General features: G+C 62.3%; 21 protein-coding genes. 7 read left to right on the top strand and 14 right to left on the bottom strand.

Translation table 11 applies throughout. The features are described from left to right. Window positions 1-543: 543 nt before the first annotated feature. From QPK31_RS14705 to QPK31_RS14745, 9 genes are all read right to left on the bottom strand, one after another. Window positions 544-774, bottom strand: coding sequence for a hypothetical protein (locus tag QPK31_RS14705; protein WP_290423675.1), 231 nt, complete (start codon window positions 772-774; stop codon window positions 544-546). Window positions 775-914: 140 nt separating this feature from the next. Next, on the bottom strand, window positions 915-1,442 hold the full coding sequence (locus QPK31_RS14710; protein ID WP_290423676.1) for a hypothetical protein: 528 nt from the start codon (window positions 1,440-1,442) through the stop codon (window positions 915-917). After that, window positions 1,439-2,776 (bottom strand): hypothetical protein, encoded by a 1,338-nt coding sequence (locus tag QPK31_RS14715; RefSeq protein WP_290423677.1) that lies wholly within the window; start codon window positions 2,774-2,776, stop codon window positions 1,439-1,441. The genes QPK31_RS14710 and QPK31_RS14715 overlap by 4 nt, the downstream gene beginning before the upstream one ends. Beyond that, a complete protein-coding gene (locus QPK31_RS14720; RefSeq protein WP_290423678.1) occupies window positions 2,777-5,599 on the bottom strand; it encodes a type VI secretion system Vgr family protein in 2,823 nt (940 codons plus the stop codon). A gap of 223 nt (window positions 5,600-5,822) precedes the next feature. Continuing rightward, window positions 5,823-7,037, bottom strand: coding sequence for an MFS transporter (locus tag QPK31_RS14725; protein ID WP_290423679.1), 1,215 nt, complete (start codon window positions 7,035-7,037; stop codon window positions 5,823-5,825). A gap of 338 nt (window positions 7,038-7,375) precedes the next feature. Next, a complete protein-coding gene (locus QPK31_RS14730) occupies window positions 7,376-8,263 on the bottom strand; it encodes a hypothetical protein (RefSeq protein ID WP_290423680.1) in 888 nt (295 codons plus the stop codon). Window positions 8,264-8,280: 17 nt separating this feature from the next. Then, window positions 8,281-9,057: a hypothetical protein gene (locus tag QPK31_RS14735; protein WP_290423681.1), complete on the bottom strand. Its 777-nt coding sequence runs from the start codon at window positions 9,055-9,057 to the stop codon at window positions 8,281-8,283. Further along, entirely contained in the window at window positions 9,054-9,572 is a 519-nt protein-coding gene (locus tag QPK31_RS14740) for a hypothetical protein (protein WP_290423682.1), read from the bottom strand. Before QPK31_RS14740 ends, QPK31_RS14735 begins: the two co-directional genes overlap by 4 nt. Before the next feature lie 71 nt (window positions 9,573-9,643). Then, a complete protein-coding gene (locus tag QPK31_RS14745) occupies window positions 9,644-9,934 on the bottom strand; it encodes a DnaJ domain-containing protein (protein WP_290423683.1) in 291 nt (96 codons plus the stop codon). A gap of 243 nt (window positions 9,935-10,177) precedes the next feature. On the opposite strand from QPK31_RS14745, the gene QPK31_RS14750 reads away from it, so the two are divergent. From QPK31_RS14750 to QPK31_RS14760, 3 genes are all read left to right on the top strand, one after another. Continuing rightward, window positions 10,178-11,929, top strand: a complete 1,752-nt coding sequence (locus tag QPK31_RS14750) for a glutamine--tRNA ligase/YqeY domain fusion protein (protein ID WP_290423684.1) — start codon at window positions 10,178-10,180, stop codon at window positions 11,927-11,929. Between the two features lie 177 nt (window positions 11,930-12,106). Further along, complete coding sequence (locus QPK31_RS14755) at window positions 12,107-13,936, top strand: CHASE domain-containing protein (RefSeq protein WP_290423685.1); 1,830 nt, start codon at window positions 12,107-12,109, stop codon at window positions 13,934-13,936. A 229-nt stretch (window positions 13,937-14,165) separates the two neighbouring features. Further along, on the top strand, window positions 14,166-15,116 hold the full coding sequence (locus QPK31_RS14760; RefSeq protein WP_290423686.1) for a glycine-rich domain-containing protein-like: 951 nt from the start codon (window positions 14,166-14,168) through the stop codon (window positions 15,114-15,116). Between the two features lie 87 nt (window positions 15,117-15,203). Here the strand turns inward: QPK31_RS14760 and QPK31_RS14765 are convergent, their stop codons facing one another. The 4 genes from QPK31_RS14765 to QPK31_RS14780 all read right to left on the bottom strand — a co-directional run bounded on the left by QPK31_RS14765 (window position 15,204) and on the right by QPK31_RS14780 (window position 17,678). After that, a complete protein-coding gene (locus QPK31_RS14765; RefSeq protein ID WP_290423687.1) occupies window positions 15,204-15,467 on the bottom strand; it encodes a hypothetical protein in 264 nt (87 codons plus the stop codon). A gap of 343 nt (window positions 15,468-15,810) precedes the next feature. After that, window positions 15,811-16,014, bottom strand: a complete 204-nt coding sequence (locus tag QPK31_RS14770) for a hypothetical protein (protein ID WP_290423688.1) — start codon at window positions 16,012-16,014, stop codon at window positions 15,811-15,813. Continuing rightward, window positions 16,011-16,865 (bottom strand): sugar nucleotide-binding protein, encoded by an 855-nt coding sequence (locus tag QPK31_RS14775; protein WP_290423784.1) that lies wholly within the window; start codon window positions 16,863-16,865, stop codon window positions 16,011-16,013. The genes QPK31_RS14770 and QPK31_RS14775 overlap by 4 nt, the downstream gene beginning before the upstream one ends. A gap of 99 nt (window positions 16,866-16,964) precedes the next feature. Further along, on the bottom strand, window positions 16,965-17,678 hold the full coding sequence (locus QPK31_RS14780) for a hypothetical protein (protein WP_290423689.1): 714 nt from the start codon (window positions 17,676-17,678) through the stop codon (window positions 16,965-16,967). Between the two features lie 183 nt (window positions 17,679-17,861). On the opposite strand from QPK31_RS14780, the gene QPK31_RS14785 reads away from it, so the two are divergent. The 3 genes from QPK31_RS14785 to QPK31_RS14795 all read left to right on the top strand — a co-directional run bounded on the left by QPK31_RS14785 (window position 17,862) and on the right by QPK31_RS14795 (window position 20,875). Beyond that, on the top strand, window positions 17,862-18,890 hold the full coding sequence (locus tag QPK31_RS14785) for a CDP-6-deoxy-delta-3,4-glucoseen reductase (protein ID WP_290423690.1): 1,029 nt from the start codon (window positions 17,862-17,864) through the stop codon (window positions 18,888-18,890). A gap of 270 nt (window positions 18,891-19,160) precedes the next feature. Next, on the top strand, window positions 19,161-20,414 hold the full coding sequence (locus QPK31_RS14790; RefSeq protein WP_290423691.1) for an MFS transporter: 1,254 nt from the start codon (window positions 19,161-19,163) through the stop codon (window positions 20,412-20,414). Between the two features lie 74 nt (window positions 20,415-20,488). Further along, window positions 20,489-20,875 carry an HPF/RaiA family ribosome-associated protein gene (locus tag QPK31_RS14795; protein WP_290423692.1) on the top strand — a complete coding sequence of 129 codons (387 nt, stop codon included), beginning with the start codon at window positions 20,489-20,491 and terminating at the stop codon, window positions 20,873-20,875. Window positions 20,876-20,923: 48 nt separating this feature from the next. Here QPK31_RS14795 and QPK31_RS14800 read toward each other — a convergent pair whose 3' ends face one another. After that, entirely contained in the window at window positions 20,924-21,739 is an 816-nt protein-coding gene (locus QPK31_RS14800) for a helical backbone metal receptor (RefSeq protein ID WP_290423693.1), read from the bottom strand. A gap of 111 nt (window positions 21,740-21,850) precedes the next feature. Between QPK31_RS14800 and QPK31_RS14805 the strand changes: the two genes are divergently transcribed. Next, window positions 21,851-22,816 (top strand): GGDEF domain-containing protein, encoded by a 966-nt coding sequence (locus tag QPK31_RS14805; RefSeq protein WP_290423694.1) that lies wholly within the window; start codon window positions 21,851-21,853, stop codon window positions 22,814-22,816. Window positions 22,817-22,838 lie beyond the last annotated feature (22 nt).

The raw sequence follows: 22,838 nt of genomic DNA on the forward strand, positions 1-22,838 counted from the left end.
GTTAGTTCGCTGGAGGTGGTGCGCTTATTCGACGGAGCGTACAGCGTCAGATAAACGACCGAACTGGCCTTGCCACTGCAGAGAAAGCCCTGCACTTTTTCGCCCGATTTTTTGAGGACGGCAAGTAGCGGCGCGCAGTTCCCGACATGGAATAGCTGCGATTTCGAATTGCTGTGTTGCGAGAACAGCCTTCTGAAATCGGGAGACAACCAGGGATGTGCAGCGCCCGTGTGATCCTGGCGGTTTCTCCAGTATCCGTACCGACAGCTGGAATGGCCGACTGCTGAGCGGATTTGCACAGGTTACAGCGCTAGTCGCAGGCGCTACCGATCTCATCAATCACCCATTTCGCCCGGCGATGCGACCTATCCATTGCGTTATCAATATACCGTGCATATTTAGACAACGCTTCAGACATTCGATCAAACTGCTCTTGTTCTGCTGGCGTAGTCCATTGCATCGAAAATTCTGCCATACCGCGACCACATTGGCATGCATCTGTTGTGTGATAGGTGTTCAACTTAATATCCGCAATACTCTGCACTACTGAACGCTGAAAATCACCAAGAAATGGCCAGCGTTATTTTCCCAGTTTTCGCTTGTGTTTTGGCGTCCCCATTGCCTACTACGAAGCACCTGATCTCGTCCTTCATCATGACTTGCATCGGGAATATCTTTCGCAAAGATTCTAAGAGCTGCAATACGATTTCTCAAGCCCTCAAGATATCTCAATGAAGAAAATAATATAAGAGCAACGCCTGCTTCGTTTACCATGAAGTAAGAATCATAATAGCAGCAAGAACAATAATAGCAAATAGTAGCGGTGAATAATAATATCGCCCCACTGACGTATGTTCTTACCCAGCGTTACGAATGCGCAAACGCCTTATGTACCCCTCGGCATCGATAACAATTCAATCACAGGCCATTCCAATACCATGTATTAACCACGTTGATTTGCGATACTTGAGGGTAACGTCTCTCACACAAGCTTCGTCTACAAAATACTGAACAATAACATCACCGGACTCTTCGCGAACTTGAGGACTCCACGCCTCGCCAGCCCTGATAACACGCTCTACGATTTGAGCACTCGGCGCTACTACTTCAGCTGAAGGCTGATCACCTGTCGAGGAAAAATCTACTCTTAATTTAGTGGCCATCAAAGACGTTACACTTTTCCGAGTAGAATCGTTACGTGGAGCGCAGGTAAGCAAATCGATGATACGCCAAGCTTCACTCGCCTCTTTAACACCGAGCTTTAACACGGAACTTTCGACATTCTTCCTCTCATCTATTAAGCAAGCATTAGGGTATAAAAATCCTTCCACCTTTAAGGGACGATATGCTTTAGTGGCATCTGCAGCAATAGAAGGAAGCGGCCGCAAAGCGACAAAGATGGCCGAACAGGCAACGATTGCTAGAAAATAAGAAATTTTCATATTATATTCGCATCCCGAACAGTTATATGCAAATGATGTGCGTGTGTTTGTTCATTTTTATCTCCTTGCATATTGGGACTTGCGCTCACCTTATCTTTAACATTGAAGTCTATAAACCAAGGGTCAAATATCTGCGCAATACTCTGGGATCGAATAAGAGCCGCACGAAATTTACGCACCTCCTCTGGCTCATTTTTATCACGCTCTGTATTCCAAGCGAGCTCAGCTTCTCTCCGAGCAAGTTCCGCAGATGCATGCAGCTCTTCTGTTTTTTTAAGCTTCGCCCTGGCTATAGGCAATTGCTGCGAATCGCCACTTGCTGCCTTCAACTCAAGCTTAGCGCCAGTAAGATTCTTGGCAGCTGAAAGCTGCTGGGCTTTAGCTAATTTAACCGCACTGAACAATTCCTTTTCTGTATTACTAACGTTGTCGTTTTGCCGGGCAGTTGGAATAGACAAACTCTGCCGGTTCAGTTTTGTTGCACCAAGGTAGGTCACATCCAATCCTAATCCAGCACGGTGTGCAATTGACCCAAGCATAGGTCGCCAAGCTGAGCTCATGGTAATCGAAAAAACTCCCGCCTCGACTGCAGCACTAAATATTGCAGCATACCCAGCAGGATGAACACGCGTCAAACCTTCCTTTAGGAGATCATATCCAGATGCTATATTTTCATGCGGATTCTCGCCGTCTTCAAACTTAACCGATATAGTTTTCTCCTCCTTGCCTAGCTTTGCAGACAAGGCGATCGTCAACTTAGGTTGAGTCAGACCATTATAAATTCTTAGAACTGCCGCTTTAATTTCAGGGGTTGTTTCTGGTGGAAGGAGTGAATTTACTTCATCGGACGTATATTTATGAGACACCTTTAACCAGATATCGCCTGTAAGTACGGAAGTATAAGTTTGTACTTCTTGCGCGCTAATGCTGTTACCGCCATTATTTTTGGATTGCAATGGAACAGCTTCATCACGGTGTTTCCCCTTCTTTTCTAGAATTTTTACGACCACATCATGAACCAGAGGGGTAACCGTATAAACCGGTTCTTTACGGTAAAGTGGATGCGCATCGCTATTCAGAAATAGCGACACACTTGCTCCTGGCTTTACATTCGAAACAATAATCGTTCCATTTATTGGCATCCTTTTTGTTTTGCTTTTGAACTCATCTTGAACCTTACCGTTGATAGAAACCGCATACGGAATTTTTAAGTTATCATAAGTAGTTATATTAAAAACGTAAGTAACTTTCCGGCCCTGCTCAACCTTTACATCTTTGGTGGCCTCGTTATCAAGCTCGGTAGTTGCAATTAATGCAGGTTTAGGATTCGGCATTCAGCATCCCTCATCCGTAAGCGGATCATCAGATGAATTTTCAACTTCAACGTTCCAAAAGACCTTAAATACTGCCGGCTCTGGGGTTGCAACTTGCGCAGTCACCCCTTCCTCATCAGTATGTCCAGAAATCGTAGATCCATCGGAAAACTGGATTAGATAAGGTAAGTCTTTTATTGGCTCGCCACTGATGTGATCAACTGCACGTATACGTTCTTTAAAAATTCTAGCCCGGGTGTCAGGCAGATCAAAAAGCTCAGCAAGACCGTTATCGCCACTTTTGAAGGTATGCTTCCCACCCTTCACCGAAAACTTCCCTGGACAAGCAAACGTAATATCCCCACCCTCCAGCGTCACCGCCGACTGCCCCGCCTGCAGCACGATCTTTTCCTTCGCCTTGATCTCGATGCAGTCGTTCACCGAAATCACCGTGATCTCCTTGTCCGCCAAAATCTCCAACTGATCCGTATGCGCCTGCAGCGACACCGGCCCATTCCCCGCGATTGCCTGGATGCCGCCCGAATGGGTGAAGAAACTGGCTGCACCGCCCGCCACCGACGACACCGTATGCGCAGCGGCGAAGTGCAAATCCGACTGCGCCGTCCAGTGCAGCTGCTGCCCCGCATAGATCACGGTCGACGCCGGCGTCGCCCAGTTCATGCTGGCTGCCGCATCCATTAGCACGAGCGACGAACCGAACTTCTCGACCGGCAGCCCCGCATCGAGCTCGCGCGATCCCGGCTTGGCCTTCAGCGCTTCCTGGCCTCCGACAGCGCCCGCATACTTGCCCTGCGCGGCAGGATCGATCTGTTCGATGAAGTCCGCTTGCGCCTTCAGTGCATCCTTGCTGAACAAGGCCCCCTGCTGCGCGGCGGCGTCGCCCATCGTGGTCGCCAGCGCCTGCGCCCCCTTGAACAGCAACACGCTCTCCGCCGCATCCATCTGGGTCGAGCTGACACCACTGCCCAGCTGCGACCGTGCACTGGTCGAAATCAGCACGCCCTCGCCGCCGCGGATCGCGGCCCAGGCATCGGTGCGCAGTTCGAAGCCGCTGCCGCGATACGCGCCGCGCCGCGCTGACCTAGGCGACTGCTGGATCAGGTAGCCCAGGTTCAGCTGGGTCGACGCACAGCTGGTTGCCAGCCGCGTACGCAACTGGCCCTGGGTATCGTCGATCTGCCACTGGTTGTAGCCGCTGCCGTCGAAGCCGTGCGTGTGAATGCCGGACACGACGCCCGCGTGATCGACGCCGGAATCGACGCCGGCCGAAAACGGCGGCAGGTCCGAGCCGGTGAACAGTTGGGCCACCACGACCGGCCGGTCCATGTCGCCTTCGATGAAGTCGACCAGCACTTCGGTGCCGATGCGCGGCGTGAACACGGTGCCCCAGTTCGGGCCGGCCAGCGCTTCGGATACGCGCACCCAGGTGCCGGAACGCTGGTCGCCCGGCGCACAGCCGCGTTTATCCTGGTTGTGCTCCAACCCGCCTCGGTTCGCGCCCTGCCCGCGCTGCCATGCGAACTGCACTCTCACCTGGTGGTCCCGCGTGGTGGTCGACATGGCATCGGCGACGCCGACTACCAGCGCCGTCTGCGGACCGAGGGCGGTGGACGGATGTGGCGCGCTGGTGGCGCGCGGAACCAGCCGCACGAGTTCGCGCACGCAGCCGAAGCGGTTGCGGTAGGTGCCGTTCTCCAGGCCGTCCGGTGCACTGTCAGCGATCCCGGTACGGAAGTTGTTGCGCGCCGCGTGCTCGACCCACAGCACCGTAAAGGCGTTCTCGCCGCCGGGATAGCGATCGTGCTGGGTCAGTTGGAAGCCATGGCCGGCCGCCAGGCGACGCACCGCGCCGCCACCCTCGAAGACCTTGTTGTCCTGTTCCAGCGCCAGCAGCATCAGGTCGCTGTGCGCGAAAGGCGCGCCGCGTTCGGTGGCGATGCGCTCGCCGCTGCCGTCGTAGACCTGCAATACCGGCAAGTCGCCCGTGTCGAGGCAGGACTGCTGCTCGGCGCTCGGGGCCACCAGTTGCGCCGGGTCCCAGCTGCTGATGGCCACGCCATTCGCCTGCATGCTGCGCCGCGCGCGGAAGTCGTCGACGGCGTCATCGTTTTCGGTGGCGCGCACGCCGTGGAAGCGCAGCACATCGCCGCCGGGGGTAGCCGGAATGCGTGCGCGGCTATCGAAGATCACGAGCCTGTGACGGGCGTGGCCAAGCGCGTCAGGGGCATCGTCGGCCTGGTCGTGTTCGAAGCGCCAGTTCAGGCCTTCGCTTGCAAGCAGCCGCACCAGGAAGTCGAAGTCGGATTCGCGGTACTGGGTGCAGACCGGTCGCACCCGCAGTTCCTGCGTGATGTCGAACGCGAAGCGCACCTGCGGGTAGTCGGCCAGCAGTTCGCTGACGATGTCGCGCGCGTCCTTGTCCTGGAACAGATAGCTGTCGCGGCGCAGCGTCAGCAGCGACAGGGCCGGCTCCAGTTGCAGGCGGTAGCGCGTGATGCCGCCGTCGGCGCCGAGCCAGGCGGCGCCCGTGCACAGGCCATGCCAGGCGCGCCGGCTGCCGTCGGGCTGCAGCAGGCCGACGGTCAATTCCTCGCCGATGAAGCCCGCCAGGTCGAGGTCGGCCGAGGTGCTGAGGGCATCGACCTCGAAGGCGAACAGTTCGTTGACGGCTTCGCGTCCGTTGAAAGCTTCGACGGCGGGCGCTTCGGGCAGGCTGGCGTCCTGGGCGCTGGCCAGGGTGATGAGGCGGGCATGCTGGCTGAGACCGGTGCCAAACCGGCCCAGTGCGATGCCGAGGGCGGCCAACTCGGGCGGGGCGTTCATTGGGCAGACAGGACTGCGATCGATGCCATCCGGGACTCCTTCGCGATGCGGGAAATCGACAAGAGGTGTCGGGCAGGCGAATTGTCGAGCCCGCCCGGACACGCACAGCCGTCGATCTTACCGAAGCTGAAAGTGCGGAAATAGCCCGTGCAACATGACGGGAATCAATGCAGAAGTGAAATATTTTGCCGGATGCAGGCCGGCTTTCGATGTCAGTGAGCGCTTACGGCGCGACAGCTGGCGTCGATTCCAGCGGGGCCAAACTACGCAGGCGCAAGGCGATCAGCATGGCCAGCACCAGGATCGCACCGAGCAGGCCGACCACGCCGAACCAGCCGCCGTGCTCCCACAGGTAGCCCGAGAACCAGCCGACCACGCTCGATCCGAGGTAGTAGAAGAACAGGTACAAGGCCGAGGCCAGCGCCTGCGGCGGACGCGCGCGCCGGCCGACCCAGCTGCTGGCCACCGAGTGCGAGGCGAAGAAGCCGAAGGTGTACAGGCCGACGCCGGCGACAACCGCGACCAGGTTGCCGGAGAGCGTCAGCAGCAGTCCGGCCAGCATCAGCGACATCACCAGCCACAGCACGTTGCGCCGGCCCAGGCGGTCGGCCAGGCGCCCGGCCCAGACCGAGCTGAAGATGCCGAGCAGGTACAGCACGGACAAGGCGCCGACCGCGCTCTGGCGCAGGCCGAACTCCGGCCCAAGCAGGCGGTAGCCGATGTAGTTGTACAGGCTGACGAAGGAGCCCATCAGCAGGAAGGCCAGCATGAAGAGGAAAGGCAGGCCGCGATCGAACAGGTGGCGCCGGGCGCCGTCGACCAGGCCGGACAAACCGCCCTGCCCCGGCCGGAAGCGTTTCGACACCGGCAGGCTGCGCCAGAATTCCCAGGCCGCGTACAGGCCGGCGGCGCCCATCAGGCCGAGCGCCAGGCGCCAGGAATAGAAGTCGCTGATCACCGAGGCCAGCACGCGCCCGAACATGCCGCCAAAGGCGCTGCCGCTGATGTACATGCCCATGGCCAGGCCGAGCGAGCTGCCTTCGATTTCCTCGCTGAGGTAAGCCATGGCGACGGCCGGCATCCCGCCCAGCATGAAGCCCATCAGGGCGCGCAGGGCAACCAGTTGCGCGTAGTCGCCCGTGAAGGCGGCCAGCAGGGTCAGGAGGCCGCCGCTGAACATCGAGGCGGCCATCAGGGGTTTGCGGCCGAAGCGGTCGGACAGGATGCTCGAGATCAGCAGGGAGATCGCCAGGGCGCCGGTGGAGATCGACAGGGCCAGGCTGCTTTGCGCTGGGGTGAGGGCAAAGTCGCGCGCCAGCAGGGGCATCAGGGGCTGGACGCTGTAGAGCAGTGCGAAGGTGGAGAAACCACCGAAGGCCATGGCGCGGTTGACGCGCTTGAATTCGGTGCTGCCGGCAGCGATGGCAGGGTTGGACATGGGGTGATCCTGGAACGCGACTGCCCATGATAACGGAGATTGGCCGGGGCTGCTGGAGGGGGCGGGGTTTCGGTGGGTGTGTTGACGGGGGCGGCGGTATGCATCGAACGCGGGTAGAAGTCCGTTAACATGAATCGAATGTCCGCGTGAGCACAGGGCGCCCACCCTACGTGTCATACTTTAGGTGAAGGATGCATACGTAGGGTGGGCGCTCCCGTGCCCACGCGTTCAACGGGCGGGTGATCCGTTGCGGTATATCCCGAGACCATTGAACGCGTGGGCGGCGTTCAAGCCGTCACCACGCACACAGCCGGGTGGAGCCGACCACCCTGCACCTGTTATGGATACTCGGTATCCAGCTCCGACCCGGCATAGTTTTCCAGCTCCGCGATCAGTTGCTTCATCGGTGCCTTGGTGCGGATGCTTTGCAGGACCGTGCAATGTTCGCGGTAGGTCTGCACGCGCTCGGCGATGATTGCGCGGTGCGGGGCCGGGATCTTGTCGAGGAAATGGGCCCAGCCGGTCTCGAAGTCGGGGTCGTCCTTGCGCACCGCCTTCACGAAGCGTTCGAAGCCCTTCTGCGTGGTGCGCGCGACGATGGTGCCGCCGCCCTCCACCGCGAAGATGACCGCCAGCGCGATCACGCCTTCGGCGTTCAGGTCCGGGTCGTTGACCGGGCCTTCGAAGTGGTGCTTGCGCAGCCACTGGGCGGCGCGCACGACGGCCTGCACGCCCTGGCGCTGCTGCAGCTGGCCGAGGTAGCGCTCGTAGCCGCTCCAGGTTTCGCCCGGGTCGGCGGTGCAGAGGTCGACGAACAGTTCCTTCAGGCGGCGCTGGGCGTACACCGGGTCGCTGTCGTACTCGCCGACCAGGCTGTCCTCGGGCAGCGCCGACAGCTCGCGGATCAGGCGGAAGCCCGTCTGGAACACGTACTCGATGCCCTCCTCGATCAGCATGTCGAGGGCGACGGCATCGCCCTCTTCCTCGCTGATCCCCTCTTCCACCAGCATGTTTTCGAGGCCCAGCGACACGCCGCCTACCGTCAGCAGCAGCGCGCGCTGTATGCCTTCGGCGGTGCGGTCGTTGGTGAACTTCTCGGCCACCATCGCGGTGACCCCGGACAGTTCGTCGGCCAGGATCGCCGCTTCGTCCGGCTCTTCCTTCGCCAGCAGCTTGATCGCACGGACCAGGCGCGGCAGTTTCTCGATAACGAGTGCAGGCAGCATCGGCGAACCGTCCCCGCTCACGAGAAGATGTCCGAGCCCATGCTCTTGCGCGTACTGCGGCGCGGCATGGTGCGGACCGACGGCACCTGCTTGCGCAGGCGGTACAGCAGCTCGCGCGTGCCGCGCTGCTGGAACTCCGGGTCTTCGTCGGGATCGTCCGGGTACTCGGCGTCGGCCATCTCGGCGCTGTGACGGAACTCCGGGAACAGCTCGATCAGCGAACGCTCCCAGCCGTCTTCGCTGGCTTTCGCCAGGTCGACCGCGAGCGGAATGATGTCGCTGTCGGCCGAGGTCTGGCCCGTCACGTAGCGGCCCTTCAGGTTGATTTCGCCGGCCACTTCCATGATCTCCTTCGGCGCCAGCGACCAGATGATGGCGAACACGGTGGCGCCGTGGTCGGTCGCGGAGGCCTCCTGCAGCAGCTCGTGGCGGCGGTCCTCGTCGTCGTTGGCGTAGACCACGCCGTGCACGTGGTTGAACAGGCCTTCGGCCAGGCGCTCGGGGTCGTCCTCGATCAGGTTGTCGGGCCAGGTCGCGGCCAGGTAGGCCAGGCTCTCGGCCCAGGCTTTCGGCGGCACCAGCATGGTCGCCAGCGAGGTCTTGGCGCCGTCGAAGCCGGCCAGGTGCAGCGCCGTCACTTGCGGCGGCAGGGTCGACAGCACCTCCACCACGGCGTAGTCGCCGTGTTCGTCGGCCGCCTGCGAGAACGCCTCTTCGGCGTGCTGCAGCGAGCCGGCCAGTACCAGTTCGCTCACCTGTTTGGTCAGCGCCGGCAGGTTGGCTTTGTCACTCATTCACGTTCTCCCTGATCGAAAATCTGGGTGAAGTCGTCGGTGGCGGCGGTGTCGTCCATGCTCTGGACGTCGTCTTCGTCGTCGCCCTCGTCGCCTTCGGCCAGCTGGTCGAGCGACTGGTCGTCGTCCTGCCAGCGCTGCTGGTGTTTATACAAGAAGGCGGTAATGATGGCCTGGCGCGCCAGTTCCGGATGGTTTTCCGTCATGGCCGCGTACATGGCCGCGCCGTCCTCGCCTTCGCACGTGGCCATGGCGAACACCGGGGCCGGGTCGCCGCCTTCGTAGTCGGCCGCTTCGCGCAGCAGGCCCTTCGGGTCGGTGAAGCGAATCTTGTCAACGAGGGCGAAGGCCATCAGGTTGACATCGTCGATGCCCGAGCCGCCGGCGTATTCCGACACCAGGGCGCCGACCATCATGTCGTAGTTCTTCTTGTTGGGCGGGTCGCCCAGGGTGCCGTCGATCTGGCCCTCCAGCTCACGCGACTGGTAGGCGAATTCGGGATGTACTCTTTTCATGTTCTTGTTCCTGTAGGGGTTCGAGGGCCCATGCCGGGATGTGCCTGGATCGGCACGGCTCTTTATTCAGCTCAGACTTGCAGCGTCACGCCGTTCAGCGCGAACAGCGAGCGCCACAGCTCGAAGGCCTCGGCCTCGGCATCGAGCACGATGCGGTGGTTCACGCTCTGGTTGTATTCGTCGCGTTTGGCGCGGTCGGACAGGATCTCGTAGGCCTTGGTGACGGCCTTGAAGCGCGCTTCCGCACCCGGCGCCTGATTACGGTCGGGGTGGTAGCGCATGGCCAGCGAGCGGTAGACCTTCTTGATCTCGTCATCGCTGGCGTTCGGCGCGACGCCGAGGATCGCGTATAAATTTTCCAATTTGGAACTCTCCGGCTGGTGCCGAAAAACGGCAAAACGAGATTATCCTATAGAAATCACCAACTTGTCAGGGCCACCGGACAGATGGAAAACCCATGGCAGCCCCTTGCAAGCGCGAGTAATAGCGCCCAAGTATGGGCTTCGCATGAAACGCGCTCCGTGCGCTCCACCACATACACGGGCCGTGGCGCCCCCGTCTACGGTAAAATGGCAAGAACTTTACCTATTCAAACTCCATCTTTCATGAGCACTGAAAAGAACAATGCGGCGGCCAACGCGCCTTCGTCGAATTTTGTGCGCGCCATTATCGAGAACGACCTGGCGGCCGGCACCCACAAACGCGACGGCATGCCGGAAGTCATCACCCGCTTCCCGCCCGAGCCGAACGGCTACCTGCACATCGGCCACGCGAAATCGATCTGCCTGAACTTCGGCCTGGCGCGCGACTACGCCGGCCGCTGCCACCTGCGCTTCGACGACACCAATCCTGAAAAGGAAGACCAGGAATACGTCGACACCATCATGGACAGCGTGAAGTGGCTGGGCTTCACCTGGGAGCAAGGCGGCGAAGAGTACCTGCACTACGCCTCGGACTACTTCGGCAAGCTGTACGAGATGGCCGAGTACCTGATCACCAAAGGCTACGCCTACGTCGACAGCCAGAGCGCCGAAGACATGGCGAAAAACCGCGGCAACTTCGGTACGCCGGGCACCAACTCGCCTTTCCGGAATCGCCCACCGGAAGAATCGCTGCAGCTCTTCCGTGACATGAAGGCCGGCAAGTACAAGGACGGCGAACACATCCTGCGCGCCAAGATGTCCGAGGACGCGATGTCCTCGCCGATCATGACCAACCGCGACCCGGCCCTGTACCGCATCCGCCATGCGCACCACCACCGCACGGGCGACGACTGGTGCATCTACCCGATGTACGACTACACGCACCCGATTTCGGATGCGCTGGAAAGCATCACGCACTCGTTGTGCACCCTGGAATTCCAGGACCACCGCCCGTTCTACGACTGGCTGGTCGAGACCCTGGCAGAAGGCGGTTTCTTCGCGCGCCCGGTGCCGCGCCAGTACGAATTCTCGCGGCTGAACCTGACGTATGTCGTCACCTCGAAGCGCAAGCTGCGCGCCCTGGTCGACGATGGCGTGGTCACCGGCTGGGACGATCCGCGCATGCCGACCATCGTCGGCCTGCGCCGCCGCGGCTACACGCCGGAATCGCTGCAGCTGTTCTGCGACCGCATCGGCGTGTCGAAAGCCGACGGCTGGATCGACATGAGCACGCTGGAAGGCGCGCTGCGCGACGACCTCGATCCGAAGGCGCCGCGTGCGATCGCCGTGCTGCGTCCTTTGAAACTGATCGTCGATAATTTCCCCGAAGGCGAAGCACACGACTGCACCTCGCCGGTCCACCCGCACCATCCGGAAATGGGCCTGCGCCACTTCCCGTTCACGCGCGAACTGTGGATCGAGCAGGAAGACTTCATGGAAACCCCGACCAAGGGTTACTTCCGCTTCACCCCGCCAATCGGCGACCAGCCGGGCGCGCGCGTACGCCTGAAGTACGGCTACGTGGTCGAGTGCACCGGTTACGACAAGGACGAGAACGGCAAAGTCACGGCCGTGCACGTGAAATACTTCGCCGATTCGAAGTCGGGCACGCCGGGCGCCGACAACTACAAGGTGAAGGGCAACATCACCTGGGTCAGCGCCGCCTCTGCACTGGAAGCGGAAGTGCGCCTCTACGACCGCCTGTTCCTGGAAGCCCAGCCTGACGCCGGCGGCAAGGACTTCAAGGCCGCGCTGAATCCGAACGCGCTGGAAACCGTTACCGCCTACCTGGAACCGGGCATGGCAGACGCTGTGGCCGACCAGCGCTTCCAGTTCGAGCGCCATGGCTATTTCGTGGCTGACCGTGTCGATTCGCAGCCAGGCAAGCCGGTGTTCAACCGCGTGACGACGCTGAAGGATAGCTGGGGTAAATAAGCACTTTTCCTCGCATAAACAATCCCGCCCGGGTCACCGCGGCGGGATTTTTTTTATGTTGTTCGCACGCCGCAATCAACCCGGTAAACCTGCTAGGTAACAGCGGGGGCTGTCTGCGCGATTCTGATCGAAATCAGAAAACTCATAAAAAACGCGCAAATCGAGGCGGACATGGGGATGACAGCCGACTTCACAGGGAAAATCCGCGCCATCAAGCTCGGGTCATGGCTGGGCGCACTCCTCTCGCTCGCCGTCGGCGCCGGCCTGCACATCAGCACCGGCCGCGCGATCGAGAACGATTCTCACGAGCGCTTCCTGCACATGGCGCGCAGCGTCCAGTCCATCCTCGACGGCCGCATCAAGACCTATGCCGACCTGCTGCGCAGCGCCTCGGCCCTGTTCCTGACCGACGAGAATCTGTCGCGCCGGCAGTTCCAGCAATTCGTGGTCGGCCTCGACCTGAGCAACCATTTTCCCGGCGTCGAGACCATCAACTTCGCGCGCCACGTGCTGGATGCCGACCGCGCCGCCTTCGAGGCACAGGTGCGTAGCGAGCTCGACGGCAGGCAGCACGCTTTCCGCATCTGGCCCGAAGGCCGGCGCCCCGAATACACGGTGCTGACCTTCGTCGAGCCGAACCAGGCCTGGAACAATCGCCTTGGCATGGACCTGCAGTCGCGCCCGGCCGTGGCCCTGGCGCTGGCCCACTCGCGCGACACCGGCGAAGCCTCAACCTCGGGTACCCGGGTGGCGATCAAGAGCAGCGCCAGCGGACTGGGGATGCGGATGCCGGTCTACCGGCCGGCCATGCCGCTGAACGACGTGGCCCAGCGCCGCGCCGCCTACATCGGCTCGGTGGGCATCGGCTTCAGCGTCGAGCGCCTGGCGAAAGGCGTGCTGGACAACATGCCGCGACACTCCACGCGGCTCGTCATCTCGGGCATGAGCCCGGTGGAGGAACCGGGCGGGCCGCCGGGCGTGTACAAGCGCACCGTGTTTTTCGACAATCATCCGAATGCTGCCGAGCACGATCCTGGCATGTTCCGCGCTTTATTGCCGGTGGGTGTGAGCGGGCGCGGCTGGGACATCGATTTCCGCGTCAGCAAGCGCGAGATGTATTCGGAGATCGACGTCTATCTGCCCTGGGTGGCGATGCTGGCAGGTATCATCGGCACCGGCCTGCTGTACGCGCTGTACCAGACCCTGAGCTCCTCGCGCCGCCGCGCCATCGAACTGGCCGAGGAAATGACCGGCGAACTGCGCGCCAGCGAAGCCAAGCTGCAAAAGACCAACGACAACCTGCGGCGCCTGGCGGCCCACGCCGAAACCATCAAGGAAAGCGAGCGCAAGCGCATTGCGCGCGAGATCCACGACGACCTCGGCCAGAACCTGCTGGCCCTGCGCATCGAGGCCGATCTGCTGGCCTCGCGCACCAGCGGGCGCCATCCGCGCCTGCATGCACGGGCGCGCTGGACCCTGGAGCAGATCGACGCCACCATCAAGAGCGTGCGCCAGATCATCAACGACCTGCGTCCGCACGTGCTCGACCTGGGCCTGACGGCGGCGGTCGACTGGCAGATCGCCGAATTCCAGCGCCGCACCGGGATTGCCTGCGAGCTGGTGTCGGACGGGCGCGAGCTGCACGTCAGCGACCGCTGCGCCACCACCCTGTTCCGCATCCTGCAGGAATCGCTGACGAATGTCTCGCGCCACGCGCGCGCCACTTCCGTCCGGGTCGAACTTGCGCTCGACGCCGAATCGATTGCGATGACGGTGAGCGACAACGGCATCGGCCTGAACAAGGGCGGCGGACAAAAGCCCGGTTCCTTCGGCCTGGTCGGCATAGAGGAGCGCGTGCGCATCCTCGGTGGCAAGTGCGTGATTACCAGCCGGCCGAATGCCGGCACGACCGTCCATGTTTCGATTCCCGCCGCCGACAATTTGCTCTCCGTCGTGCAGGCGTCCCCGGCTGCTGCCGTGCAAAGCAAGGCGTTTGAAAGCCTGTAGTGCGATTTACCACAGGAAATTGCTTGACCTCACTCAACTTGCGATAAATCAACTATTTCCGCAAGCTTGGGGTAGAGAATGGATCTCACTGTGATGCATCAAACGGGGCGCTTCAAAGCACGCAGCAACCGACACGAGGAGGACCACATCATTCGTCAGCAGACATCATCGACCGTCCACGCAGAACACACACAATAACGATGCAGTGTCCAAAACTAAAGGATGAATCATGATCTCGAATAACGATTTTGAAGCTATTGCCGCTCTCGACTTAAACCCGATCAAGGTCAAGCTGATGCACAAGGAATCCGGCGAAGGCTGGTCGCCGGAAAAGGCGAATGCCATGGAAATCGAGTACCGCCGCTTCCTGTATCTGATGAAAGCTTTCCCGAACGACGAGACGGCGCCGCAGGTCGATGTCGACACCTTCTGGCATTACCATATCCTGGACACCATGAAGTACGCCAAGGACTGCGAACAGGCCTTCGGCTACTTCCTGCATCACTACCCCTATATCGGCCTGCGCAGCGAAGACGACGTCGTCGTCCAGCAGCAAGCCGGCGACCGCATGCGCGAACTCTACGAATCGACTTTCGGCGAAGCCTACTTCCGCTTCGAAGCCGAAGCGGCAGCCGACGCTGCCTGGTGCGGCCGTGCGCCAGCCGACGTGATCGAGGCTGCTTCGCAGGCGGCATGGTGCGGCCGTGCGCCGGCCGCCGCCGAGGGCGCCGCGCAAACCGCCTGGTGCGGCCGCGCTCCCGCGGTTGCCGCCGAGGGCGCCACCCAGACCGCCTGGTGCGGACGCGCACCGGCCACGGCCAACGCCGCCCTGGCGAAGACCGCATGGTGTGGCCGTGCGCCGATCAAGGCAATCGCCGACGCCGTGCAGACCGCATGGTGCGGCCGTGCGCCGGCCAAGACGGAGACCATCGCCCAGGACCCCGCTTGGTGCGGCCGGACACCGCTGAAGGCCAAGGCGGGCGCCAACGAGACCGCATGGTGCGGGCGGGCGCCGGCAAAGGCCGAGGCGAGCGCCAGGGACACCGCATGGTGCGGCCGCGCGCCGGCAAAGACCGAAACGGGCGCCAAGGAAACGGCATGGTGCGGCCGTGCACCGGCCGGCGCCGAGGCCGCCGCCGTGCAGACCGCATGGTGCGGCCGGGCGCCGGTCGCCGCCTGAAGCGTTCGTTCCAAATAAAAAAGGCAGGGCCGGTTTGCACCGCCCTGCCCTTCACGAAGCCGGCATCGTTTGCCGGCTTGTTTGTCCTCAGGCCACGGCCGCTTCCGACTTGGTCGATACCATCAGCGCGCGCAGTTCGCGGATGCTGAAATCGCTGATCTCATGCATGCGCAACAGGATGGTGGCGCCGATCGGCAGGGTGTTGTGGCGGATCTTGCTGATGACCGGCGGCGCGACTTCCAGCGCGCGCGACAGGGCCGCGTCGTTCTTCAGTTGCAGCTTGGTGATGATGGCGTCGAGGACGCGGTTGGGGTCGTAATCTGCGCCTTCCGGCAGTCTTCTGATAGGCATTGTCTGAATTCTTTCCAAATATCACAATCCGTCAGTAATTTTTTACAATTAACTTTTGAGCGTAAAAAATTGGCCTGACGAGATAAAACAGCACCATTTATATGGTGATTTTTTGAAGAAGCAATGATAATGGGAAAGTTACGTTTTATTCAAGCAATTGTAGGAATAGCCCTACAACTTGAAAGGAAAATGTAGAAGTTAACCAACGGAAGCGACGTGACGATGCCTGCATGCGAGGATGCATCACAGGAATGGTCGAAGGGGAAGGTGCAGGCGCCGGCTGGCGCCTGCAGGAAGGAAGTGCTGGTGTATGAAGCTTGGTGGAACAGCGCGGAGTGCGCGTTTATTTCTTGCCGCTGGCCTTGAACAAGGCACGTGCGTCTTCGTGGGCACGCTCCAGGGTGCGCATCGACTTCTTGTCGTCATGGGCAATGAAATAGCCCTTGTCCTGCGCGTCGACGACGATCTTGATCGCCGCCTCGTCCGCCAGATTGTATTTTTCGACGATCAGGGTCGTCACTTCGTCCAGGTATTCTTCGTAAGTCATGTGTCTTTCCTCAAGGCGGGCATTGTACCAGCGTCCACCGGCGCCCATTCCGCCAGGGCCGCGGACACGTCGGAATAGCGCAGGCGCACCCCCAGTTCGCGCAGGCGCGCATTGTCGAGCCGGCGCGATTCCGACATGAACGACAGCAGCATCGGCGACACCTGGGCGCGCAAGTCCTCGCGCGCCAGGCGCGGCGGACGCGGCAGGCCATAAGCGTCGGCCACGGCATCGAAATAATCGCCCATCTTCATGCGCGTGTTGTCGACCGCGTGGTACACGCGGTTCGGCAAGGCCCGGCGCAAGGCCTGCAGGATGATCCGCGCCAGGTCGTCGGCCTGGATGTGATTCGTATAAACGTCGTCCTCGGGCCGCAGGGCGGGCGTGCCTTCGCGCAGGCGTTTCAGGGGCAGGCGCTCGGCGGCATAGATGCCCGGCACACGCAGGATGGACAATTGCCCGCCGTTGCGGCGCGCCCAGGCGCGCAGGACCCGCTCGGCGTCCACGCGCCGCCCTGCCCGCGCATTCCTCGGCGCCACGCTGCGCGTCTCGGTCACCAGTGCGCCGCCGCAGTCGCCATATACGCCGGTGGTGCTGACGTAGACGACACGCGCGCCTTCGGGCAGGAGCGCCGCCAGGCTGCGCGTGCGGACGTCGCGTTCGCCTTCGGGACGCGGCGGCGCCAGGTGTACGACTTGCCGCGCCAGGCCGCGCAGGCGCCCCAGCGAGGCCGGTTGGTCGAGGTCGGCAAGCACCGGCACGGCGCCGGCCGCGCGCAGGTCGGCGCAGCGCTCGGGGTCGCGCGTCATGGCGAACACGCGGTAGCGCCGGACCAGCAGCGGCAGCAAGCGCATGCCGACGTCGCCGCAGCCCACCAGCAGCAGGCGCGGCCGATTGAATCGGGAAGATGAGGTATTCACGGCAGCGATTGTATGCTACCCGGGGCTTCTCGCTCAGTGCGCCTCGCCGACGATGTCGTCCGCCGCACGCACGGCGGCGCCTGCCAGCACCGGCAACGCCACGACCAGCCCCAGTCCGAGCGGCAAGGCGGCCAGCGAAAGCAGGCCGTAGGCCACAGGCGCCATGACCAGGAAAGCGCTGGCGTTCCGGAACGATCCTGTCATGCTCAGGCGCAAGGCCTGTAGCACGCCAGCATCGCGATTAACGATCAAGGCCGGCGCCAGCCAGCATGCGGCCAGTACCAGCAACCCCAGCAACCTGACAAGGATGAGGAAAGCCTGTGCCACGAGGTAGACCTCCGTGGGCATGTGCAGCAGCGCTTGCAGCGTGAAGATCGCACCGGCCGCCAGCACGCCATTCAGCACGGCGCCCAGCAGGACGATGACAATCGCGAGGCCCCACAGGCGCGCGTTGCGCCAGGCGCCGCTGCCGGCCAGGAACACCTGGCCTTGGTCGGCCATACGTGAATACGCCGCAACTGTCCCGAGGTAGATCGGTAGCAGCAAGACCGGCAACCAGCCAACGGCACGGGTCCCAAGCACGGCGAGGATCAACAGCACAATGGTGGCCACGGACAATGGCGCCGGCGCGCGCCGGAAATCGGCCCAGCCAGCGGCCAGCCAGTCGAGTACGTATCGTGCAGTCACGCGGCGGATTACCAAATGCGCACACCGCGCGGGAAGGGACGCGGTATCACCGGCATGCATGGGTTTCCTTGGTTATTGTTATCAAGAAATAATTGTAATCCAGTTAGCTGTGCAATTCCCCTTGTTTCGTGCCGCTGCCTTGGCGGCGCTCGGCCTGGTCGGTGGCGTGTAAAATAGCCATCCTTTATGGCAGCGAAGCTGTCACTCCTTTATCACCGACTGCCTAATCAGCCCATACCACCCATGACGTTCCAGATCACTGTCCAGCCCAGCGGCCACCAATTCGCCTGCGAGTCCGACGAAACCGTGCTCGCCGCCGCGATCCGCGCCGGCGTCGGCCTGCCGTATGGCTGCAAGAACGGCGCTTGCGGTTCGTGCAAGGGCAAGGTCGTCGACGGCAGCGTCGCCCACAAGCCGCACCAGGCGCGCGCCCTGAGCGATCAGGAAAAGCTGCAGGGCATGTCGCTGTTCTGCTGCGCCGTGCCTGATGGCGACCTGACCATCGAGGCGCGCGAAGTCGGCGGCAGCAGCGACTACCCGCTGCGCAAGATGCCGACCCGCGTGCAAAGCATCACCCGCGCCGCGCCCGATGTCGCCATCGTCACCCTGCAACTGCCGGCCAACGAGGCGCTGGCCTATCGCGCCGGCCAGTACATCGAATTCCTGCTGAAGGACGGCAAGCGCCGCGCCTACAGCATCGCCAGCGCGCCCTCGCTCCAGCGTCCGCTGGAACTGCACATCCGCCACCTGCCGGGCGGCCTGTTCACCGACCACGTGTTCGGCGCCATGAAGGAGCGCGACATCCTGCGCTTCGAGGGTCCGCTGGGCACCTTCTTCCTGCGCGAGGAGTCGGACAAGCCGATCGTGCTGCTGGCCTCGGGCACCGGGTTCGCGCCGGTGAAGGCGCTGGTCGAGCACCTGATGCACCTGAAGTCCGAACGCCCGGTGCGCCTGTACTGGGGCGGACGCCGTCCGCAAGACCTGTACATGGACGAACTGTGCCAGGCCTGGACCACCACCCTGCCCGACTTCCAGTACGTGCCGGTGATTTCGGACGCCCTGCCGGAAGATAACTGGACGGGACGGACCGGTTTCGTGCATGCGGCGGTGATGCAGGACATTCCGGATTTGTCGGGGTACCAGGTGTATGCCTGCGGCGCGCCGGTGATGGTCGATGCGGCGCGCAGCGAGTATGTGGCGCAGTGCGGACTGCCGGAGGACGAGTTCTTTGCGGACTCGTTCACGACCGAGGCGGATCTGGCGCAATCGTAGTCACGGGCTTGGATGAGGTAGGGTGGGCGCCCTGTGCCCACGCGTGATGCATGCGTCATGTTAGCAAATGCCCTCGGTGCGCAAAGCTGATATATCCATGGATCAGCTGACGGATGCGTTAACGTGATGCATGGTTCACGCGTGGGCACGGGGCGCCCACCCTACGTGTTCAAGGCCGCAGGCCCTGCGTGGCCAATCACTCTGCCGTCAGCAGCCTCGTCTTAATTCGGGCACAATGACCGGCTCCTCGCCAGTCATCGTGTCTAATCCATGTCTCAGTTGTCCCCCACCGGCGGTCTGGGCTTTCTGCGCAACCGCAACCTCTCCTTTTACCTGTCCGCCCGTTTCCTCGGCACCCTGGCCGTCCAGATGCAAAGCGTCGCCGTCGGCTGGCAGGTCTACCAGATCACGGGCAGCCTGTTCGACCTCGGCCTGATCGGCCTGGCCCAGTTCGCGCCTTTCCTGGTGCTGATCCTGTGGGCCGGCCACGTCGCCGACCGCCACGACCGGCGCAAGATCATCGTCTTCTGCATGCTGACCCAGCTGCTGGTCAGCGCCCTCTTGCTGGCCTTTACCTTCAGCGGCAGCAAGGTCGTCTGGCCGGTGTTCGCGGTACTGGTGCTGTTCGGCAGTGCGCGTGCTTTCATGATGCCGGCCTCGCAGGCGGTGCTGCGCAACCTGGTGCCGGACAAGGATTTCGGCCAGGCCGTTGCCCTCTCCTCCTCCACCTTCCACGTCGCCGTGATCGCCGGCCCGGTGCTGGGCGGCCTGCTGTACGTGTTAGGTCCGGTCTTCGTGTACTCGGTGTCGGCGGCGCTGCTGCTGGTGTCGGTGATCCTGATGGCCTCGGCGAAAAGCGCCCCGCAGGCGCGCAGCACGGCGCCGGTCAGCTGGCATACCCTGCTCGAAGGCCTGCGCTTCGTCTGGTCGCGCCCGATCGTGCTGGGCGCGATTTCCCTCGATCTGTTCGCGGTGCTGTTCGGCGGCGCCACCGCCCTGCTGCCGGCCTATGCCCACGACGTGCTGCATGCCGGCCCCACCGCACTCGGCTGGCTGCGTACCGCACCCGGCGCCGGCGCCGCGCTGTGCTCGATCGCCCTGGCTTTCTTCCCGCTGCGCCGCCACGTAGGCGCCTGGATGTTCGGCGGCGTGGCCGTGTTCGGGCTGGCCGTGCTGACCCTCGGGTTCACCGACCGCTTCCCGGTGGCGCTGGCGGCCTTGTTCGTTCTCGGCGCCGGCGACATGGTCAGCGTCTACGTGCGCCATCTGCTGGTGCAGTACGAAACGCCGGACGAGATCCGCGGCCGCGTCAGCGCCGTGAATTCGGTCTTCATCGGCGCTTCGAACGAACTGGGCGAATTCGAATCGGGCATCACCGCCGGCTGGCTCGGCCTGACGCGTGCGATCCTGCTGGGCGGCGCCGCCACGCTGGCGGTGACCGGCTTGTGGGCCGTATTGTTCCCGGTACTGTCTAAAATGGACCGCTTCCCGCACCACGAGAAGAAAGGCGAGTTGGCCAGGTAGGTGCGTTTCCGAACGCAGTAAAACATGCAGGATGTGTAAGATCGGCTCCAGGACTTACGAATAGGGAGCCAACTATGCAAATCAATGTCAACACCGACCACACCATCGAAAAACACCAGGGCCTGGACGAACACGTCGAAAGCGTGGTCCAGTCCTCGATCGGCCGCTTCAGCGATCACGTCAACCGCGTCGACGTCCACCTGAGCAATGAAAACAGCCAGAAGCAGCTGGACGGCGGCAACTACTGCATGATGGAAGCACGCGTCGCCGGCTACGCACCAGTGGTAGTGAAAGAGCACGCGGTCAACCTGCACCAGGCGATCTCGAACGCCGGCGGCAAGCTCAAGCGCGCGCTCGACAGCGCCATCGGCCGCCTGAACGACAAGGGCCGCCACGAGGCGCCGCCAGTCGACGACGCCGTGGACATCCTGTCCGACAAGAACCTGACCAGCGGCGTGTAATTTTCGACGCTGCGCCACGCGGCATTGCCGGGCCGGGGCCTTGCCCCATCAGCCCGGCACGGTCCCCTCGACCATCGCGCGCACATCGCGCAGGTAACGCAGTCCGGGCAAGGCCCGGCTGCCATACCAGGACATCATTTCCCCATCGACCAGGAAGACCGGGATGCCGAGCTGCTTCTCGAGGGCGTCCGCGTGCGTCTGCGTGAAGCGGTAGGGTTCGGTCGACAGCAGCACCGCGTCCAATTGATCGACCAGTTCGCTCGACCAGGCAAAGCGCGGGTAGCGGGCCTCGCCCAGGGCCGGCACGCTCCAGCCCAGCTCGCCCAGCATGCGCGCGATATACGTGTCGCTGGAAATACTCATCCACGGGTCTTGCCAGATGCAGTACAGCACCGTGCGCGCCGGACCGGTTCCCTGGGCACGCAGCGCCGCGTACTCGGCTTCGAACGCGGCGCACCAGGCCTCGGCCTTGTCCAGCGCACCGAAGATGCCGCCCAGCAGACGCGCCAGGTGCAGGTTGTCGCGCGGCGCCAGCGGATGGGTGACGACGATGTGCGGCACGAATTCCGCCAGGGCCTCGACGGTCGGTTTTTCGTTCTCGTCGATGTTCACCACCAGATGGGTCGGCGCCAGCTTGCGGATCTTCTCGATGTTGACGTCCTTGGTGCCGCCGATCTTCGGGATTGTTTTGACGACCTCGGCCGGATGGATGCAGAAGCCGGTGCGCCCGACCACCTGCCCTGCCAGGCCGAGATCGCACAGCAGTTCGGTGATCGAAGGCACCAGCGAGACGATGCGCGCGCCGGGCGCCGGCAGGTGTTGGACGCCGAGGGCGTCGACGAGATGGGAGGCGGGAGGAGTCATGGCGCTATTGGAACACTGATGTTTCCGAAACACCAGCCGATCCGATTCGCATGATGGTTTATCATGCAACTTATGGTTTACACTGCGCCAGCAACCACGCGGAGGAAAGTCTTGAAACACATCGGTAAGTTTGGCCAGTCGGGTCACAAAATCGACGACCTGCAATTGTTTCGCGGAGCCGACATGGCCGCAGCCGCACGCTCGATCGCCGAGTGCGACATCGTGCGCGTCACCGAAGGCGAACTCATCGAAGACACGGTCCGCGCCCGCCTGTATATCGTGCTCAGCGGCATGCTCGAGGTCGAAACCGACGGCCACGCCGGCACCTCGGACGGCAACGTCAACCGCATCCTGCCGGGCGAAAGCGTGGGCGAACAATCGGTGCTGGACGATGCCGTGAACCTGGATGCCGTGCGCGCGGTGGAAGAAACCACCCTGCTCGTGATCGAATCCGAACTGGCCTGGGAACTCATCGACCATTCGAACGCGGTGGCGCGCAACCTGCTGCGCCTGCTGTCCTTCCGCATCCGCGCTGCGAACGCCCTGCTGCGCCGGCGCCAGAAGCTGGGCGAGTTCTATCGCCAGCTCTCGCTGAACGACACCCTGACCGGGCTCTATAATCGCACCTGGCTGGCCGACATGCTGCCGAAACTGGTGGGCCGCGCCCGTGCCCAGGGCAGCCCGCTGGCCTTGCTCATGGTTGACCTCGACAACTTCAAGAAGTTCAACGACACCCATGGTCACCTGGTCGGCGACGCCGCCCTGTGCGCGGCGGCGAACGTCATCCGCGACGGCTTGCGTCCGTCGGACTTTGCGGTGCGCTATGGCGGCGAAGAATTGATGGCTGTGCTGCCCGACACCAATGCCGAAATGGCGCACATGGTCGCGAACCGCCTGTGCCAGAAGATGCGCGAGACCGTGCTCTTCCCCGACATGCGCGTGCCGATGCCGCACCTGACCGCCTGCTTCGGCGTGGCCGTGCTCGACCCGAGCGCCGACGAAACCGCCCTCATCGAAGCGGCCGATGCCGCCTTGTATCGCGCCAAGGAAGCTGGCCGCAACTGCGTCAGTTTATAAGCCATCGAGTCCATGGACGGTT

Origin of the sequence: Massilia sp. YIM B02769 (genome assembly GCF_030411995.1) — a bacterium.
Lineage (GTDB): Bacteria > Pseudomonadota > Gammaproteobacteria > Burkholderiales > Burkholderiaceae_D > Telluria.

Coding starts and splice junctions, on each gene's coding strand:
- QPK31_RS14705 (WP_290423675.1), bottom strand. CDS start 774: ATGGTAAACGAAGCAGGCGTTGCTCTTATATTATTTTCTTCATTGAGA.
- QPK31_RS14710 (WP_290423676.1), bottom strand. CDS start 1,442: ATGAAAATTTCTTATTTTCTAGCAATCGTTGCCTGTTCGGCCATCTTT.
- QPK31_RS14715 (WP_290423677.1), bottom strand. CDS start 2,776: ATGCCGAATCCTAAACCTGCATTAATTGCAACTACCGAGCTTGATAAC.
- QPK31_RS14720 (WP_290423678.1), bottom strand. CDS start 5,599: ATGAACGCCCCGCCCGAGTTGGCCGCCCTCGGCATCGCACTGGGCCGG.
- QPK31_RS14725 (WP_290423679.1), bottom strand. CDS start 7,037: ATGTCCAACCCTGCCATCGCTGCCGGCAGCACCGAATTCAAGCGCGTC.
- QPK31_RS14730 (WP_290423680.1), bottom strand. CDS start 8,263: ATGCTGCCTGCACTCGTTATCGAGAAACTGCCGCGCCTGGTCCGTGCG.
- QPK31_RS14735 (WP_290423681.1), bottom strand. CDS start 9,057: ATGAGTGACAAAGCCAACCTGCCGGCGCTGACCAAACAGGTGAGCGAA.
- QPK31_RS14740 (WP_290423682.1), bottom strand. CDS start 9,572: ATGAAAAGAGTACATCCCGAATTCGCCTACCAGTCGCGTGAGCTGGAG.
- QPK31_RS14750 (WP_290423684.1), top strand. CDS start 10,178: ATGAGCACTGAAAAGAACAATGCGGCGGCCAACGCGCCTTCGTCGAAT.
- QPK31_RS14755 (WP_290423685.1), top strand. CDS start 12,107: ATGACAGCCGACTTCACAGGGAAAATCCGCGCCATCAAGCTCGGGTCA.
- QPK31_RS14760 (WP_290423686.1), top strand. CDS start 14,166: ATGATCTCGAATAACGATTTTGAAGCTATTGCCGCTCTCGACTTAAAC.
- QPK31_RS14765 (WP_290423687.1), bottom strand. CDS start 15,467: ATGCCTATCAGAAGACTGCCGGAAGGCGCAGATTACGACCCCAACCGC.
- QPK31_RS14770 (WP_290423688.1), bottom strand. CDS start 16,014: ATGACTTACGAAGAATACCTGGACGAAGTGACGACCCTGATCGTCGAA.
- QPK31_RS14775 (WP_290423784.1), bottom strand. CDS start 16,865: ATGCGCTTGCTGCCGCTGCTGGTCCGGCGCTACCGCGTGTTCGCCATG.
- QPK31_RS14780 (WP_290423689.1), bottom strand. CDS start 17,678: ATGCATGCCGGTGATACCGCGTCCCTTCCCGCGCGGTGTGCGCATTTG.
- QPK31_RS14785 (WP_290423690.1), top strand. CDS start 17,862: ATGACGTTCCAGATCACTGTCCAGCCCAGCGGCCACCAATTCGCCTGC.
- QPK31_RS14790 (WP_290423691.1), top strand. CDS start 19,161: ATGTCTCAGTTGTCCCCCACCGGCGGTCTGGGCTTTCTGCGCAACCGC.
- QPK31_RS14795 (WP_290423692.1), top strand. CDS start 20,489: ATGCAAATCAATGTCAACACCGACCACACCATCGAAAAACACCAGGGC.
- QPK31_RS14800 (WP_290423693.1), bottom strand. CDS start 21,739: ATGACTCCTCCCGCCTCCCATCTCGTCGACGCCCTCGGCGTCCAACAC.